17 protein-coding genes are annotated in these 16,141 nt (G+C 31.8%); 14 read left to right on the top strand and 3 right to left on the bottom strand.

Annotated features, from left to right (window positions below; all coding sequences use genetic code 11):
- Positions 1–391: 391 nt before the first annotated feature.
- Complete coding sequence (locus ACNG5D_RS05580; protein ID WP_418182513.1) at positions 392–2,866, bottom strand: outer membrane beta-barrel protein; 2,475 nt, start codon at positions 2,864–2,866, stop codon at positions 392–394.
- 105 nt (positions 2,867–2,971) lie between these two features.
- On the opposite strand from ACNG5D_RS05580, the gene ACNG5D_RS05585 reads away from it, so the two are divergent.
- Entirely contained in the window at positions 2,972–3,334 is a 363-nt protein-coding gene (locus ACNG5D_RS05585; protein ID WP_418182514.1) for a CoA-binding protein, read from the top strand.
- On the opposite strand, the gene ACNG5D_RS05590 is transcribed toward ACNG5D_RS05585, so the two are convergent.
- Positions 3,311–4,753 (bottom strand): sodium:solute symporter, encoded by a 1,443-nt coding sequence (locus ACNG5D_RS05590; RefSeq protein ID WP_418182515.1) that lies wholly within the window; start codon positions 4,751–4,753, stop codon positions 3,311–3,313. The two genes, ACNG5D_RS05585 and ACNG5D_RS05590, sit on opposite strands and share 24 nt — an antisense overlap.
- Positions 4,754–4,933: 180 nt before the next feature.
- Between ACNG5D_RS05590 and recR the strand changes: the two genes are divergently transcribed.
- The 13 genes from recR (at position 4,934) to rimO (ending at position 15,182) form a co-directional block, all read left to right on the top strand.
- The gene (recR, locus tag ACNG5D_RS05595; protein ID WP_418182516.1) at positions 4,934–5,551 is read left to right on the top strand and encodes a recombination mediator RecR; all 618 of its coding nucleotides are present in this window, start codon (positions 4,934–4,936) and stop codon (positions 5,549–5,551) included.
- A gap of 12 nt (positions 5,552–5,563) precedes the next feature.
- Positions 5,564–6,658: a glycosyltransferase family 2 protein gene (locus ACNG5D_RS05600; protein ID WP_418182517.1), complete on the top strand. Its 1,095-nt coding sequence runs from the start codon at positions 5,564–5,566 to the stop codon at positions 6,656–6,658.
- An 85-nt stretch (positions 6,659–6,743) separates the two neighbouring features.
- Positions 6,744–8,075, top strand: a complete 1,332-nt coding sequence (locus ACNG5D_RS05605; RefSeq protein ID WP_418182518.1) for a dihydrolipoamide acetyltransferase family protein — start codon at positions 6,744–6,746, stop codon at positions 8,073–8,075.
- Positions 8,076–8,165: 90 nt separating this feature from the next.
- On the top strand, positions 8,166–8,942 hold the full coding sequence (locus tag ACNG5D_RS05610; RefSeq protein ID WP_418182519.1) for a 3'-5' exonuclease: 777 nt from the start codon (positions 8,166–8,168) through the stop codon (positions 8,940–8,942).
- Positions 8,943–9,097: 155 nt separating this feature from the next.
- Entirely contained in the window at positions 9,098–9,709 is a 612-nt protein-coding gene (locus tag ACNG5D_RS05615) for a fumarylacetoacetate hydrolase family protein (protein WP_418182520.1), read from the top strand.
- Between the two features lie 3 nt (positions 9,710–9,712).
- A complete protein-coding gene (locus tag ACNG5D_RS05620; RefSeq protein WP_418182521.1) occupies positions 9,713–10,054 on the top strand; it encodes an Hpt domain-containing protein in 342 nt (113 codons plus the stop codon).
- Positions 10,054–11,304 carry a competence/damage-inducible protein A gene (locus ACNG5D_RS05625; protein ID WP_418182522.1) on the top strand — a complete coding sequence of 417 codons (1,251 nt, stop codon included), beginning with the start codon at positions 10,054–10,056 and terminating at the stop codon, positions 11,302–11,304. Before ACNG5D_RS05620 ends, ACNG5D_RS05625 begins: the two co-directional genes overlap by 1 nt.
- 82 nt (positions 11,305–11,386) lie before the next feature.
- The gene (rpmB, locus tag ACNG5D_RS05630) at positions 11,387–11,623 is read left to right on the top strand and encodes a 50S ribosomal protein L28 (RefSeq protein ID WP_418182523.1); all 237 of its coding nucleotides are present in this window, start codon (positions 11,387–11,389) and stop codon (positions 11,621–11,623) included.
- Between the two features lie 25 nt (positions 11,624–11,648).
- Entirely contained in the window at positions 11,649–11,831 is a 183-nt protein-coding gene (rpmG, locus tag ACNG5D_RS05635) for a 50S ribosomal protein L33 (RefSeq protein WP_007648529.1), read from the top strand.
- Positions 11,832–11,843: 12 nt separating this feature from the next.
- The gene (locus ACNG5D_RS05640) at positions 11,844–11,996 is read left to right on the top strand and encodes a DUF4295 domain-containing protein (protein ID WP_418182524.1); all 153 of its coding nucleotides are present in this window, start codon (positions 11,844–11,846) and stop codon (positions 11,994–11,996) included.
- 253 nt (positions 11,997–12,249) lie between these two features.
- The gene (ftsY, locus tag ACNG5D_RS05645; RefSeq protein ID WP_418182525.1) at positions 12,250–13,224 is read left to right on the top strand and encodes a signal recognition particle-docking protein FtsY; all 975 of its coding nucleotides are present in this window, start codon (positions 12,250–12,252) and stop codon (positions 13,222–13,224) included.
- An 81-nt stretch (positions 13,225–13,305) separates the two neighbouring features.
- A complete protein-coding gene (locus tag ACNG5D_RS05650) occupies positions 13,306–13,734 on the top strand; it encodes an SRPBCC family protein (protein ID WP_418182526.1) in 429 nt (142 codons plus the stop codon).
- A gap of 137 nt (positions 13,735–13,871) precedes the next feature.
- Positions 13,872–15,182 (top strand): 30S ribosomal protein S12 methylthiotransferase RimO, encoded by a 1,311-nt coding sequence (gene rimO, locus ACNG5D_RS05655; protein ID WP_418182527.1) that lies wholly within the window; start codon positions 13,872–13,874, stop codon positions 15,180–15,182.
- Between the two features lie 3 nt (positions 15,183–15,185).
- Here rimO and ttcA read toward each other — a convergent pair whose 3' ends face one another.
- Complete coding sequence (gene ttcA / locus ACNG5D_RS05660) at positions 15,186–15,980, bottom strand: tRNA 2-thiocytidine(32) synthetase TtcA (RefSeq protein WP_418182528.1); 795 nt, start codon at positions 15,978–15,980, stop codon at positions 15,186–15,188.
- Positions 15,981–16,141: the final 161 nt, after the last annotated feature.

The raw sequence follows: 16,141 nt of genomic DNA on the forward strand, positions 1-16,141 counted from the left end.
GAATCTTAAAGTATTAGGCGCAAAATTGAATAAAAAATTACAGCATATATGTTTATTTAACTGATTTTTAACAGTTTAAGAAAAAAACTCGAAACGCGTTTCGAGTTTTTTAATTATACTAATCTTAAATTACGAATTTGCTTTTGTGTAGACGACTAACTCTAAATAATTATGATTCGCTTTTATTGGTTAGATAGTATATACACGTTAACGTAATTTATTGTTTGTTATTGTGTTGAAAATCAAAATTTAACATATTTTTTTATAATATTTATGCATTTAGGTGTTAAAACGCAAAACCCTTAAACATATGTTTAAGGGTTTTTTTATTTAATAAGCCTGCAGAAACACTAACCATCAAAATATTAAGCAGGTTACTAAATTTTTTTTTTTACATAAATCCGCCGCCACTAGATTTAGTATTGTTGTCTCTTTGTTTTCTTTTTAAGGCTCTATATTTGCCACCACCAAAACGGTAAGAAAGCGCAATATTCCATGTGTTACTTTCCCAGTTAAAGGCTCCAACAGAAGGGAATGGAGTTGAGCCTTCAAATTCAAATTTCATGGTGTCTAAAATATCACTATAGTTAAAGCTTAATGTTGCTCTGTTGTCTTCTAAGAAACTATAGCGCATGCCTGTGTTAAGCATAAACATTGGTTTTCTTGTAAATTGAATGCCTTCTTCTTCGCCTCGATACATGGCAAAAACAGAAAAGCTTAATTTTTTTGATGCTTTAAAGTTATTAAAGGCTCTTAAATTCCAGATCACATTGTTAACCTCTGTATCTTGCCTAATAATATCGTTAACGGTTGCGTTTTGTATATTGTCGGTGTCTAAAATTTCAGTTATGCCTTGTTGAGTTTGCGAGTATAAATCGAAACTAGCATTTAAACTCCACCATTTTGTTGGTCGGTAATTTGTAGATAACTCGATACCAAAAGCAGAAGTGTTGTCAAAATTATCAAAAGATAAAATAGAGTTACCAGAGGTTATATCTGTTCTATCAATCGATACATATCTGCTTATATTGTCTTCAATAATTCTGTAAAAAACACCAGCAGTAATACTTCCTTTACCTAATTGTCTTGTATAATTTGTTTCTATAGAGTTTGTAAATTGCGGTTGTAATTCTGAGTTTCCAAAAGAAGAAACACGAGGTGTGCTCCACTCTCTAATTGGGTTTACTTGCTGTAATCCAGGTCTGTCTACACGACGACTAAAGCTTAATTGATATGCGTTTTTTTCTGATGGGCTGAATGTTAAAAAAGCTGATGGGTAAATTTGAAAATAATCATTGCTAAAAGGTATTAATTCTGTACTGCTATCGTTAAAAAGGCGTAAAGCATCAGCAGAAACATTTACTTGTTCTGCTCTTATACCAACTTGATAATTCCATTTTTCTAACGTTTTTCCGTAGGTAAAGTAAGCCGAATAAATATCTCTATTGTATTCAAAATCTGTACTTGGTGTTGGTATAATGTTTCCTTCGCTAGAAAAGGTTTGTCCTGTAGATGTGTATGCTATATCCGAATTGAATAATAGGGCCTGTAAACCAGCTTCAATTTTAGTTTTTTCGTTTATAGGTTTAACATAATCAACATTTATTGTAGTTTGGTTACGTTCTGTGCCTACATTATCGACATAATTTGGTGGGAAGTTAAAATTAAAGTAATCGAAATTTGCAATCTCATCATTTTCAAAATCGTTATAATCAATTTCAATATCTAAAGTTTCATCTTCATTATTAAATTCATGCTTGTAAGCTAAATTATATTGTCCAGAATTGTTTTCTGAGATGTTTGTAAATAACTGGCTTTGTGTAAATGTATTGTAGTTTATAATAGTATTTCCAAAACCATCGCCATTAAATATATTTTGATTTGTAAAAAACGAAATGGTGTTTTTATCATTCATATAAAAATCTACACCAACTTTGTATAAATGCGACTTGTTGTTATTGCCAAATTTAAAATCTTGTAACGAATTATCGTCTAAACGTTTTATGTCTCCAAAGTTATCAAACTTGCCAATATTGTTACCGTAATTGCCGTAAAAATTAAATTTTCCATTTCGGTAATTCATGTCTATAGAGCTGTTAAACTTCGCATAAACTTCGTGTGTAACACCTACGTTAATATTTCCATTAAAACCAACCTGAGTGTTTTTATGTAGTTTTATGTTTATAATACCACTCATGCCTTCTGGGTTGTATTTAGCCGAAGGGTTGGTTATTAATTCTATTTGTTTGATAGAAGTAGATGGGATTTGTTTTAATAATTGAGCAATTGGTACATTGCTTAATTTACCATCAACCATAACGCGAACATTTTCGTTTCCTCGAAGGCTTATGTTTCCTGTTTGTTGGTCTACACTTACAGATGGTATATTGTTCATAATATCGCTAGCGCTTGCACCAGCGGTGGTTAAATCTTTTCCTATGGTAATTACTTTTCTGTCTACTTTTTGTTGAATGGTAGATACTTCGGCAACAACTGTTACGGCATTTAAGCTTTCGGCTTCTTCTTCAAGTAAAATGTTTCCTAAATTTACTTTGTAATTGCCTCTGCCAATAGTAATGTTTTTATTAGCTGTTTTATAACCTATGTATTGAATGCTAACTATAACATTGCCTTCGGTTACTTTATCTATTGTAAATGTACCGTCATCTAAAGTAATTCCACCAGTAATAGTTTTGCCAGATGTATTTTTAACAATAACATTAACGTATGGTAAGGGTTCTTTTAAAGTTGCGTCTAATACTTTACCGGATATGGTGCCAGTTTTTTCAGATTTGGGATCTGGATCTGTTGCGTGAGCCGTTGAAAAAGAAAATAAAATAGCACACAAATAGAGTAAATGTCTCATTTTTATTTGATTGATTTTTTGATTGATATTTCTTAGAAGACGCAAAATTTCAATTTCTGTTACTATATTTTGTAGATATTAACAGTCTTTTAACTTTTTTAACTAATGAATAAAAAAACTTTGGTGCTTGGTGCATCGTTAAAACCTAATAGGTATTCCAATTACGCAATACAACGATTGGTTGCTAAACATATTGAAACTAAAGCTTTTGGTTTAAGAGAGGGCTTAGTAAACGGAGTGAAAATTGATACTAGCTTGATAGATTATAAGGGTATTAATACGGTTACATTGTATTTAAATCCAGAACGACAAAAAGCGTATTATAGTTATATTGTTTCATTAAAACCCGAACGTGTTATTTTTAATCCAGGAACAGAAAATCCCGAATTTTATAAAATTTTAAAAGAAAATAATATAGATTTTGAGGCAGCTTGTACTTTGGTTTTACTTTCTACGAATCAATATTAAGCCTAAAAAAGTAAGAATACCGTTAATTATTAAAATTTCGAATCCTATTTGGTAACCTGCTAATAAATTAACAGAATATTTGTTAATAATATAAGAAATAATAGGGGCAATAATAGCTACTACCCAAACATACTTGTCTTTAAGTTGTGCTTTAGTGTAAATTCCAAAAGCAAACAAACCAAGTAACGGCCCATATGTGTATCCTGCAGCTTTAAACAATTCCCATATAACAGAAACATCTTTAAAAATAGCATCAAATAAAATAATAACAACAACAAGTAAAAGGCTAATAAATACATGAGTTTGTTTTCTAATTCTTTTTTGCGAAGCTTTAGGTTTTTTATCTAATTCTATAATATCTATACAAAAAGAAGTTGTTAAAGATGTTAAAGCAGAATCTGCACTAGAATATGCTGCGGCTATTAACCCCAATAAAAAGAAAGCCGAAGTTACAAAGCCAATTTCGGGTAGCATGGCTATGGTAGGAAATAAATCGTCTTTTTTTGCTGTAATACCATGCATACTGGCGTATTGGGTTAACATTAAACCTAAAACTAAAAATAAAATATTTACAAAAATTAATACAACACTAAAAGAGACCATGTTTTTTTGAGCTTCTTTTAAATTTTTACAGGTTAGGTTTTTTTGCATCATATCTTGGTCTAACCCAGTCATGGTTATGGTAATAAACATGCCTGCAAAAAAACTTTTAAAGAAGTATTGAGCATCGTTAACATCATTAAAGAAAAATGTTTTGCTCATGGCACTTTCTTTAGCATTGGCATAAATTTCAGAAAAACTATTTAAGTCTAAGGCAGATGCAAGAAACGAAATAGTAACAATTACCGAAATTAACATAAAAAGCGTTTGCAACGTATCGGTAAAAATAATAGTTTTTATACCGCCTTTAAAAGTATATAGCCAAATAAGAGCAATAGTAATTACAACCGTTATGGCAAAAGGTATGTTAAACTGGTTAAAAACTAGTAGCTGTAATACTTTAGCAACTAAAAACAATCTAAAAGAAGCACCAACAACTCTAGAAATAAGAAAGGCTACCGATCCTGTTTTGTAGCTCACACTACCAAAGCGGTCTTTTAAGTATGTGTAAATAGAGGTTAAATTTAATTTATAATAAATAGGCAATAACACATAAGCAATAACTAAATACCCAAATAAATAGCCAAAAACAACCTGTAAGTACCCAAATTGTTTAGTTTCAACAGCACCAGGAACAGATATAAAAGTAACACCAGAGAGCGATGCGCCAATCATACCAAAAGCGACTAAATACCAAGGAGCAGATTTGTTCGCTTTAAAAAAAGCATCGTTAGTGTCGTCTTTTCCTGTAAAGTAAGATATTAATATTAAAACAATAAAGTAAGCTATAATTAATAGTATAATTTGTGAGGCTGTCATAAAAAACTAAATTTCAAGTTTTGAAAGTACAAATATAAATTGAAAAATAAAGTTTTGGTTTTTAATAGGGTATCTAAAAATTTTAATATTTATAAATGCGTAATGTTAAAAGGGAACTTGTATTTTAAAAGGATTAATTAAAATTAGCGAAATTCGTGTCTAAATAGTAATTTCGCCGTTATGGAATTTTCTTCAAAATTATTGGAGCGTGCGGTAAACGAAATGTCTCAATTGCCAGGTATAGGTAAGCGTACAGCATTACGTTTAGTGTTACACATGTTGCGGCAACCAAAAGAGCAAACTTTAGGGCTGGCAGAAGCCTTACAAGCTATGCGTAGCGAAGTGAAATTTTGTAAGTCATGCCATAACATAAGCGATGTAGAGCTTTGCGAAATATGTTCAAACCCAAAAAGAAATAAAAACATAATTTGTGTTGTTGAAGATGTTAGAGATGTTATGGCTATAGAGAATACCAGCACGTTTAAAGGTCATTACCACGTTTTAGGAGGCAAAATTTCTCCAATGGATGGAATAGGTCCACACGATTTAAATATAGAAACGTTAGTAAATAAAGTAAAAACAGGCGAGGTTACCGAGCTTATTTTTGCTTTAAGTTCTACTATGGAAGGAGATACCACTAATTTCTATATTTTTAAACAAATAAAAGAATATAATGTAACGACTTCAACTATAGCTAGAGGAATAGCTGTTGGAGGCGAGTTAGAATATGCAGACGAAATTACTCTAGGAAGAAGTATAGTAAATAGGATACCTTTCGAGTCGTCTATAAAATTTTAAACCAAACCTAATTTGAAACTTTCAATAGTTATATTAAATTATAATGTTCAGCATTTTTTAGAGTTATGTCTAAGAAGTGTAGAAGCAGCTATAACAAATATAGAAGCCGAAATTATTGTTGTAGATAACAATTCTAAAGATGGAAGTTGCAATATGGTAAAAGCTTTATTCCCAAAGGTTAATTTAATTGAAAACAAGAAAAACCTAGGGTTTTCAAAAGGAAATAACATAGGGGTTTTAAAAGCCAAAGGCGAATATCTGTGTATTTTAAATCCAGATACCGTTGTTGCTGAAGATACCTTTAGTAAAATATTAAACTTCTCTGATAGTAAAGAAAACTTAGGAATTCTAGGATGCAAACTTATAAACGGAAGCGGAGAATTTTTACCAGAAAGTAAGCGTAATATTCCTAAAGTAAATGTGGCTTTAAAAAAAATACTTGGTTTTTCTAAAAGTTACTATGCCAACCATTTATCTAAAGAAAATATAGGGAAGGTCGATGTGCTAGTTGGAGCATTTATGCTTTTAAAAAAAGAAATATATAATGAGGTAGGAGGCTTTGATGAAGATTACTTTATGTACGGAGAAGATATCGATTTGTCGTATAAAATACTAAAAGCAGGCTATAATAACTATTATTATGGAGGCTCTACAGTAATTCATTATAAAGGCGAAAGTACATTAAGAGATAAAAACTACGCACGTCGTTTTTTTGGAGCCATGCAAATATTTTACGAAAAACATTTCAAACAAAATTTATTTTTCGATATGATTGTGTGGCTAGGAATAAAATTAGCTTTTGTATTTAGAAAAACACGTAAAACAAAAGAAAAAGACGTTTCAGAATACGTTTTTATTTCAAATGCAAAAAATGAAAGCATTGAAAAAGCATTAACAAAAAAAGTAATTTTGCAAACAGAATTAAATGCAGTAAAACCAAAATCTGAAATTATTTTTGATGCTAATGTGTTAAGTTATAAAGAAATTATAAGTATAATTAATCGTTTTAATACACAGGTTACATATAAGATATTACCTAGTAAATCCAGTTTTATTATAGGAAGCAACAATGGGTTTAGCCAAGGTCAGGTTATTATGTTACAATAGTTTTATTGAATATATTAAAGCAAAACAGCAATTTTTTTAGTAATTTTGCAAAATAAAATTAAAAAACAAGTATTACGTTATTGATATGGCAAAGTTTGAGCTTAGATTACCTAAAATGGGAGAAAGTGTTGCAGAGGCAACAATAACATCTTGGTTAAAAGATGTTGGCGATACTATTGATATGGATGATCCAGTACTAGAAATAGCTACAGATAAAGTAGATAGCGAAGTACCAAGCGAGGTAGATGGTGTGTTAGTAGAGCGCTTATTTAATGTAGATGATGTTGTGCAAGTTGGGCAAGTTTTAGCTATTATTGAAACAGATGGTGAAGTTGATTCTGAAGCAGTTTCAAACCAAGAAACTAATACCGAGAAAGAAAGCGAAAGTAAAGAAGAAGCAATACAAGAAGTAGAAGCATCGATAGCAAAGGCTAAAGAAACTGTTGCGCCAGTAATTTCTAGTGGCGATCGTTTTTATTCACCTCTAGTAAAAAACATAGCAAAAGCCGAAGGGGTAACTCAGCAAGAGCTTGATGCTATTGCAGGAACAGGAAAAGACGGGCGTGTTACTAAAAACGACATTTTAAACTTTATTAAAAACAGAGGTAATGCTCAGCAATTAACAGCTAAACAAGTTGAAACACAAGTACAACCTGTTAAAACAACCGAAAAGCCTAAGGCAGAAAAACCAGTAGTGATTTCAAGTGGAGACGATGAAATTATAGAAATGTCTAGAATGGGAAAACTCATTGCGCATCATATGGTTGAGTCTGTACAAACATCTGCTCATGTACAAAGCTTTATAGAAGCCGATGTTACAAATATTTGGAACTGGAGAAAGAAAGTTAAAGATGGCTTTATGAAACGTGAAGGCGAAAACTTAACCTTTACACCAATATTTATGGAAGCTATAGCAAAGGCTTTAAGAGATTTTCCTATGATGAATATTTCTTTACAAGGCGATAAAGTAATTAAAAAGAAAAACATAAACTTAGGTATGGCAGCGGCTTTACCAGATGGTAACTTAATAGTGCCAGTTATAAAAAATGCCGATCAATTAAATTTGGTAGGTATGACTAAGCAGGTTAACGATTTGGCTAACCGTGCTAGAATAGGAAAGTTAAAACCAGACGATACCCAAGGCGGCACATATACCGTTACCAATGTAGGAACCTTTGGCAGCATAATGGGAACACCTATAATTAATCAGCCGCAAGTTGGTATTTTGGCACTCGGGGCTATTAGAAAAGTACCTGCAGTAATTGAAACTCCAGAAGGCGATTTTATTGGTATTCGTTATAAAATGTTCTTATCTCATTCATACGACCACCGTGTGGTAAACGGTGCTTTAGGAGGGCAGTTTGTAAAAGCAGTTGCAGATTATCTAGAGGCTTGGGATGTTAACAGAGAAATATAAGCCCAAAAGCATAAACAAAATTAAAACCTAACTGTAAAACGGTTAGGTTTTTTTATTTTTGTAAATTATCGTTAAAATAATTTAAATTTAATGCAATTAAACCTAACAAAACCCATCTGTTTTTTCGATTTAGAAACTACAGGAGTAAGTATAACAAAAGACCGCATAGTAGAAATTTCTATACTAAAAGTGTTTCCTAATGGCACCGAAGAGAGTAAAACATGGTTGGTTAATCCTGAAATGAAAATACCAGATGAGGTTGTTGCAATTCATGGTATATCAAACGAGAAAGTAGCAAACGAACCTACTTTTAAAGTACTCGCAAAAGATATTTATAATATGATAAAGGATTCTGATTTGGGAGGGTTTAACTCTAATCGCTTCGATATACCTTTATTAGCTGAAGAAATGTTGCGAGCCGATATTGATTTTGATATGAAAAACACTTTGGCTGTCGATGTGCAAACCATATTTCATAAAATGGAACAACGCACCTTAAGTGCAGCTTACAAGTTTTATTGTAACGAAAACCTAGATGGCGCCCATAGTGCAGAAGCCGATACTAATGCAACATACCAAGTGTTAAAAGCACAATTGGATAAATATGACGAATTAGAAAATAGTACAAAGTTTTTAGCCGAATTTAGCTCAAGAAAAAAGTTTGCAGATTTTGCAGGCTTTATAGCTTATAATAAAGAAGGCGCAGAGTGTTTTTCGTTTGGGAAACATAAAGGGAAATTGGTTACCGAGGTTCTAGAAAAAGAACCAGGTTATTTTGGATGGCTTTTAAATGCAGATTTTCCGTTATACACAAAAAAAATATTAACAGCTATTAAACTAAGAAGTTTTAATAATAAATTAGGGTAATAAAAGTATACGTTAAAATTAGGAGAGCTATTTTTGGCAAGTAAGCCCGCATTAGGGATTGTAATGTAAAGCCCACAGCCCGACAACGGAGGTGCGAGGACTTGCAATGTAAAGCCCGACCCTTGTGGTAATGCCCAAATTAAAAAAATTAAACAATGAAGTTGATTTGTATTGGTAGAAACTATACCGAACATATTAAAGAATTAGAAAATGAAAAACCTTCAGATCCTGTTGTATTTTTAAAGCCCGACACGGCTATTCTTTTAAAAAAACAACCTTTTTTTATTCCAGATTTTTCTGATGATGTACATTATGAGGTTGAGGTTTTGGTAAAAATTAATAGAGTAGGAAAGCATATAGATAAAAAATTTGCTCATAAATATTATAACGAAATAGGCCTAGGAATAGATTTTACTGCTCGCGACTTACAAAGTGCATTAAAGGCTAAAGGTTTACCTTGGGAAAAAGCCAAAGCCTTTGATGGAGCTGCTGTAATAGGCAAGTGGATGGGTAAAAAAGAGCTTGATAATATTGATGGTTTTGAGTTTTCGTTAAAAAAGAATGACGAAATTGTACAAAATGGAAATACGAGCCACATGCTTTGGAAAATTGATGAATTAATAGAATATGTGTCAAAATATTTCACTTTAAAGATAGGAGATGTTATATTTACAGGCACACCCGCAGGAGTTGGCAAAGTAGTAGCTAACGATAAATTAAAAGGTTTTATAGAAAACAACGAAATGTTTTCAATAACAGTAAAATAAAAAATGGAATTACATTATAAATTATTTAGAGTAAGAGAATTGGCTGATAATGACGAGGATTTTATAGCGTCGTTAGCCGAAGCTTTTTTAGAAGAAGTACCCGTTGATGCAGAACGTTTAAAAATTGCAGTTGCAGAAAAAAATTATCAAGAAGCTTATCAAGCAGCTCATAAAATGAAACCAACGGTAGATTTGTTCGAGTTAGGCGTGTTAGATAAGTTAATAGAAGTACAGGATTGGGGTAAGTTTACACAAACCAATGTAGATATTACAGAACAGTTGGATATTGTACTTACCGCAATAGATAAAGCTAGCGCAGAAATTAGGTCTGATTTTAAATTATAATGTTAGCCGAAATAATTACCATTGGAGACGAGCTACTAATTGGGCAAGTTATAGATACTAACTCGACCTTTATAGCAAAGCAACTTAATAAAATAGGGGTTTCTGTTTACCAAATAACATCTATACAAGATGATAGAGAACATATCTTGCAGGCTTTAGAGGATGCCGAAAAACGTGCAGATATTATAATTTGTACTGGTGGTTTAGGACCTACAAAAGATGATATTACTAAAAAAACCATTGCCGAGTATTTTAATGACGTGCTTGTAAAAAACGACACTGTTCTAGAAAATATAGAAACCATTTGGAGCCAACATATAAGAACAGAACTATTACAAGTTAATAAAGATCAAGCCTTAATACCATCAAAATCAAAACCCTTAATGAATAGGTTGGGCACAGCACCAGGCATGTGGCTAGAAAAAAACAATAAAGTTTTTATTTCGCTTCCAGGTGTACCTTATGAGATGGAAGCATTAATAAAGTATCAAGTTATACCGCAGTTAAAAGAAAAGTATAATTGCCCATTTATACTTCATAAAACATTATTAGTTTACGGAATAGGCGAAAGTGCTTTGGCAGCAAAAATAGAAGCTTGGGAAGATGCCTTACCAAAACATATTAAATTAGCATATTTACCAAATTTAGGAAAAATGCGTTTGCGTTTATCAACAAAGGGATATGATGAAGCTTTGTTAAATAAACAAGTACAAGAGCAAATAAATAAGGTAATACCTTTAATACAAAAGGAATACGGTGGTTTAGAAGATGAAGATGGTTCGGTAGAGGTTGTTATAGCTAAGCAATTAACTAAATTAGGTAAAACCTTGGCTATAGCCGAAAGTTGTACAGGAGGTGCAGTAGCAGAAACATTTACTACACATTCTGGAGCATCGGCATTTTTTAAAGGCGGATTAGTAACCTATTCAACACAATCAAAAATAGATGTGTTAAAGGTTAAAAAAGAAGAAATAGATGCTTTTTCTGTTGTAAGCTATCAAGTAGCAGAGGCAATGGCTAAACAAGCGCAGCAATTATTTAAATCAGATTATGCAATAGCCACCACAGGAAATGCAGGGCCTACCAAAGGCGATTCTAATGCCGAAGTAGGAACTGTTTTTATTGCTATAGCTACTAAAACAGGCGTTTATTCTCAAGAATTTAACTTTGGAAACTCTAGAATAAAAGTTATAAATAAGGCTGTAAATAAGGCCTTAGAAATGTTGCTAAAAGAAATTTTTAAAAATTGATAAAAATTACGTTGTCATAATGTAAAGATTTTATATATTTGCACCTCGATTTTAAGCAACAAAGAATTTAAAGTTATATAGAATGTCAAGAGTTTGTGAACTTACAGGAAAGAAGGCCATGGTTGGAAACAATGTGTCTCATGCAATGAACAAAACTAAACGCAAATTTCATGCGAATTTAGTAAAGAAACGTTTTTACATTCCAGAAGAAGACAACTGGATAACTTTAAAGGTTTCTACATCTGCGTTAAAAACGATTAATAAAATTGGTATATCTGCAGCAATTAAAGATGCGAAATCTAAAGGATTTTTAAAATAATAGCTGTATTTAATAAGTATAAGACATGGCAAAGAAAGGTAATAGAATACAAGTAATCTTAGAGTGCACAGAGCACAAAGAGTCTGGACAACCAGGAACTTCAAGATACATTACAACAAAAAACAAAAAAAATACGCCAGATAGAATGGAGATTAAAAAATTTAATCCTATCCTTAAGCGTATGACAGTTCATAAAGAAATTAAGTAAAAAATATAGGTCATGGCAAAGAAATCAGTAGCATCATTACAAACAGGATCTAAAAGATTAACAAAGGCAATAAAAATGGTAAAGTCTCCAAAAACAGGAGCTTACATGTTTGTTGAATCTATCATGAGTCCAGAACAAGTAAACGACTTTTTAGCTAAAAAGTAATATATATTGTTTAAAAATATTATAAGCTGCTTTCTACTCGAAAGCGGCTTTTTTATTTTATATTTATATGCCATAATAACAGTTTTTATAATTTGGTAAGATAATTGACTATAAGTAATTATTCTAAGATGTTGAAAAAGCATTGTTGCGTGCATCATATAATAAGTAAAAAGCTAATAAGCTATAAATAAATAATTGAAGCGCAATTAAAAAATATAATAGAACTTTAATTAAATAACCAACCAGTTAAAAAATGAGTTTTTTTAAAAAAATATTCTCTTCAGAGAAAAAAGAAACGCTAGATAAAGGTTTAGAGAAAACTAAAACTAGCTTTTTAGGCAAATTAAGTAAGGCCGTTGCAGGTAAATCTAAGGTTGATGATGATGTTTTAGATAATTTAGAAGAGGTGTTAGTAACTAGCGATGTAGGCGTAAACACAACTTTAAAAGTTATAGAGCGTATTGAAGCACGCGTATCAAAAGATAAATATTTAGGAACTGCCGAACTCAATCAAATTTTACGCGAAGAAATAGCATCTTTATTAAGCGAAACAAATTTAGGAGAAGAAACAGAATACACAATACCTGAATTACCTAAACAGGCAAACGGTAATAAAACACCTTATGTTTTAATGGTAGTTGGGGTAAATGGTGTTGGAAAAACAACAACCATAGGAAAATTAGCTTATCAATTTAAAAAGAAAGGACTAAAAGTAGTACTTGGAGCAGCCGATACGTTTAGAGCAGCAGCTATAGACCAGTTGCAAGTTTGGGCCGATCGCGTAGATGTTCCAATGGTTCGTCAAGATATGGGAAGCGATCCAGCATCGGTAGCTTTTGATGCTTTAGAATCTGGTGTTAAGCAAGATGCCGATGTTATTATAATTGATACCGCTGGTCGTTTACACAATAAAATAAACCTTATGAACGAGCTAACTAAGGTAAAACGTGTTATGCAAAAAGTAATTGATGATGCTCCGCATGATGTACTATTAGTTTTAGACGGGTCTACAGGTCAAAATGCTTTCGAGCAAGCTAAACAATTTACTGCAGCAACCGAAGTAACGTCTTTAGCGGTTACAAAACTCGACGGAACAGCAAAAGGTGGCGTGGTTATTGGTATTTCAGACCAATTTAAAATTCCTGTAAAATATATAGGCGTTGGTGAAGGTATAGAAGATTTACAAGTATTTAATAAATTCGAGTTTGTAGATTCATTTTTTAAATAAGTTGGTTTTTCTATGTGTCTTAAAACTAAATAGTTATGCGATATTAAGCTTTAATTAAATAATTAGTAATTTTATAGGATTATGAGTTATAATATTTATCATAATCTTTTAATTAATGTACCGCCAAAACAAGTGTTTGATGCCGTAACGCTACCAGAACACCTAAATAACTGGTGGACATTAAAAGCTTCAGGAAAACCAGAATTAAATTCTGAATATAATTTAAATTTTACCGATGATTATAATTGGTTTTGCAGAGTTATACAAATAAAAAAAGATAAGTTATTTTACTTAAAAATGACTAAAGCAGATGCAGATTGGAACCCTACTACTTTTGGTTTTAACCTAGAACCTAAAAACAATGCAACTTATTTAAAATTTAGCCATACCAATTGGCCAAAAAATAACGATCATTTAAAACACTCCTCTTTTTGTTGGGCTATGCTTTTAAATGGTTTAAAAAACTATTTAGAGCAAGGTGTTATTATTCCTTTTAAAGAAAGAAATTAATTAAAGCATTTGTTTTATCCTTAAAAAGGTGTGCATGTTTTTTTGTAGCATTAAAATGATGTATTTTAATTTTAGGACAATCAAATATATAAAAGGTTTAATTATATTGTATCTTTGCGCCCTGATTTATAGATAGTATGCGTACAAAAACTTTAAAGAAAAACAAGATTAATGTAGTAACTCTTGGTTGTAGTAAAAATGTTTACGATAGCGAAGTGTTAATGGGGCAATTAAAGGCCAATGGTAAAACAGTTGCTCATGAAGAGGAAGGTAATATTGTTGTAATTAATACCTGTGGTTTTATTAATAATGCCAAAGAAGAAAGTGTAAATACTATTCTTGAATATGTTAAAAAAAAGGACGAAGGCGATGTCGATAAAGTATTTGTAACGGGTTGTTTAAGCGAGCGTTATAAACCAGATTTGGTAAAAGAAATTCCTAACGTTGATGAGTATTTTGGCACTACCGAATTACCCGGATTGTTAAAGGCTTTAGGGGCAGATTATAAGCATGAACTAATAGGAGAACGTTTAACAACCACCCCTAAAAACTATGCCTATTTAAAAATAGCAGAGGGCTGCGACAGGCCATGTTCGTTTTGTGCTATTCCTTTAATGCGTGGTAAACATAAAAGTACACCTATTGAAGATCTTGTAATTGAAGCAGAAAAACTAGCAGCAAATGGTGTTAAAGAGTTAATACTTATTGCTCAAGATTTAACTTACTACGGGTTAGATTTATATAAAAAAAGAAATTTAGCCGAGTTGCTTGAAGCTTTAGTTAAAGTTGAAGGTATTGAGTGGATTCGTTTGCATTATGCATTTCCAACAGGATTTCCGTTAGATGTGTTAGATGTTATGAAACGTGAAGCTAAAATTTGTAATTATTTAGATATACCATTACAACATATATCAGATAATATTCTAAAAAGTATGCGTCGCGGAACTACAAAAGCGAAAACAACAAAGTTAATCTCTCAGTTTAGAGAAGCTGTTCCAGAAATGACCATAAGAACGACACTTATTGTTGGTTACCCTGGCGAAACCGAAGAGCATTTTCAAGAGCTTAAACAATGGGTAAAAGCTATGCGTTTTGAGCGTTTAGGTTGTTTTACTTATTCGCATGAAGAGAACACTCACGCTTATAACTTAGAAGATGATGTTCCTGAAGATGTTAAAATAGATAGAGCAAACCAAATTATGGAAATTCAGTCGCAAATTTCTTGGGAGCTTAATCAAGCCAAAATAGGAGAGACCTTTAAAGTGGTTATAGATAGAAAAGAAGGAAACTATTTTATTGGGCGTACAGAGTTTGACTCGCCAGATGTGGATAACGAAGTTTTAATTGATGCTACAAAAACCTATTTAAAAACAGGCGAATACACAACAGTTAAAATTACCGAAGCTGAAGATTTTGATTTATACGGCGACGTTGTAACAACTTTATAACAATTAAACTAACACCCCTTTTAGGCTTGCTTCTTCAAGTGTATTAAAGTTGAATAATTTTTGATCTAGTAGGTGAGATGGCGAAATGTTTTGTAAAGCATTCATCATAACCGAAGATCGGTCTGGAAAATCTGCTTCCCAGTTGGCAATCATTTGCTTTACTTTTTTACGCTGTAAATTTTCTTGCGATCCGCATAAATTACAAGGTATTATAGGGAAGTTCATGTGTTTGGAGTAGGTTTCAATATCACTTTCTTTACATAAAGCTAATGGCCTTAAAACAATTAAATTTCCAGCATCGTTTTTAAATTTTGGCGGCATAGTTTCTAGCTTTCCAGCAAAAAATAAGTTTAATAAAAACGTTTCTAGAATATCATTTCTATGATGCCCAAGTGCTAGCTTATTACACCCTAAATCTTTAGCGGCTTCGTATAAAGTGCCTCTTCGTAATCTAGAACACAAACTGCAAGTTGTTTTGCCTTCTGGTGTTTTTTCCATAACAACTTTATAGGTGTTTTTTTCTATTATTTTATAAGAAACACCTAATTTACTAAGGTAATTGGGTAATACATCTTCAGGGAAACCAGGTTGTTTTTGGTCTAAATTAACAGCAATAATTTTAAATGAAATTGGAGCTACTTTTTGAAAGTACATCATCATTTGTAATAAGGTGTAGCTATCTTTTCCTCCAGAAAGACAAACCATAATACTATCGCCATCATCAATCATTGAAAATTGCTTTATAGCTTCGCCAACCGATCTCTGTAACTTTTTTGTAACTATATCTATATGCTCCATGAGCACAAAAATATTATTTAATAACGTAAATTAAATATTAATGTTTAAGACTATTATTAAGAAGTTATTAACGAATAGTTGTAAAATGAAAAGTAAAAAGAAGTATTACTGGTTGTTTACAATACAATTAAGCCTAGCGTTATAAGGGTATAAGTTACTAT

The sequence above is a fragment of the Algibacter ulvanivorans genome (assembly GCF_048381495.1).
In the GTDB taxonomy this organism is placed as follows: domain Bacteria; phylum Bacteroidota; class Bacteroidia; order Flavobacteriales; family Flavobacteriaceae; genus Algibacter_B; species Algibacter_B ulvanivorans.

Excerpts from the sequence above, each read along its gene's own strand:
- ACNG5D_RS05580 (WP_418182513.1), bottom strand. The coding sequence starts at position 2,866 with ATGAGACATTTACTCTATTTGTGTGCTATTTTATTTTCTTTTTCAACG.
- ACNG5D_RS05585 (WP_418182514.1), top strand. The coding sequence starts at position 2,972 with ATGAATAAAAAAACTTTGGTGCTTGGTGCATCGTTAAAACCTAATAGG.
- ACNG5D_RS05590 (WP_418182515.1), bottom strand. The coding sequence starts at position 4,753 with ATGACAGCCTCACAAATTATACTATTAATTATAGCTTACTTTATTGTT.
- recR (WP_418182516.1), top strand. The coding sequence starts at position 4,934 with ATGGAATTTTCTTCAAAATTATTGGAGCGTGCGGTAAACGAAATGTCT.
- ACNG5D_RS05605 (WP_418182518.1), top strand. The coding sequence starts at position 6,744 with ATGGCAAAGTTTGAGCTTAGATTACCTAAAATGGGAGAAAGTGTTGCA.
- ACNG5D_RS05610 (WP_418182519.1), top strand. The coding sequence starts at position 8,166 with ATGCAATTAAACCTAACAAAACCCATCTGTTTTTTCGATTTAGAAACT.
- ACNG5D_RS05615 (WP_418182520.1), top strand. The coding sequence starts at position 9,098 with ATGAAGTTGATTTGTATTGGTAGAAACTATACCGAACATATTAAAGAA.
- ACNG5D_RS05620 (WP_418182521.1), top strand. The coding sequence starts at position 9,713 with ATGGAATTACATTATAAATTATTTAGAGTAAGAGAATTGGCTGATAAT.
- ACNG5D_RS05625 (WP_418182522.1), top strand. The coding sequence starts at position 10,054 with ATGTTAGCCGAAATAATTACCATTGGAGACGAGCTACTAATTGGGCAA.
- rpmB (WP_418182523.1), top strand. The coding sequence starts at position 11,387 with ATGTCAAGAGTTTGTGAACTTACAGGAAAGAAGGCCATGGTTGGAAAC.
- rpmG (WP_007648529.1), top strand. The coding sequence starts at position 11,649 with ATGGCAAAGAAAGGTAATAGAATACAAGTAATCTTAGAGTGCACAGAG.
- ACNG5D_RS05640 (WP_418182524.1), top strand. The coding sequence starts at position 11,844 with ATGGCAAAGAAATCAGTAGCATCATTACAAACAGGATCTAAAAGATTA.
- ftsY (WP_418182525.1), top strand. The coding sequence starts at position 12,250 with ATGAGTTTTTTTAAAAAAATATTCTCTTCAGAGAAAAAAGAAACGCTA.
- ACNG5D_RS05650 (WP_418182526.1), top strand. The coding sequence starts at position 13,306 with ATGAGTTATAATATTTATCATAATCTTTTAATTAATGTACCGCCAAAA.
- rimO (WP_418182527.1), top strand. The coding sequence starts at position 13,872 with ATGCGTACAAAAACTTTAAAGAAAAACAAGATTAATGTAGTAACTCTT.
- ttcA (WP_418182528.1), bottom strand. The coding sequence starts at position 15,980 with ATGGAGCATATAGATATAGTTACAAAAAAGTTACAGAGATCGGTTGGC.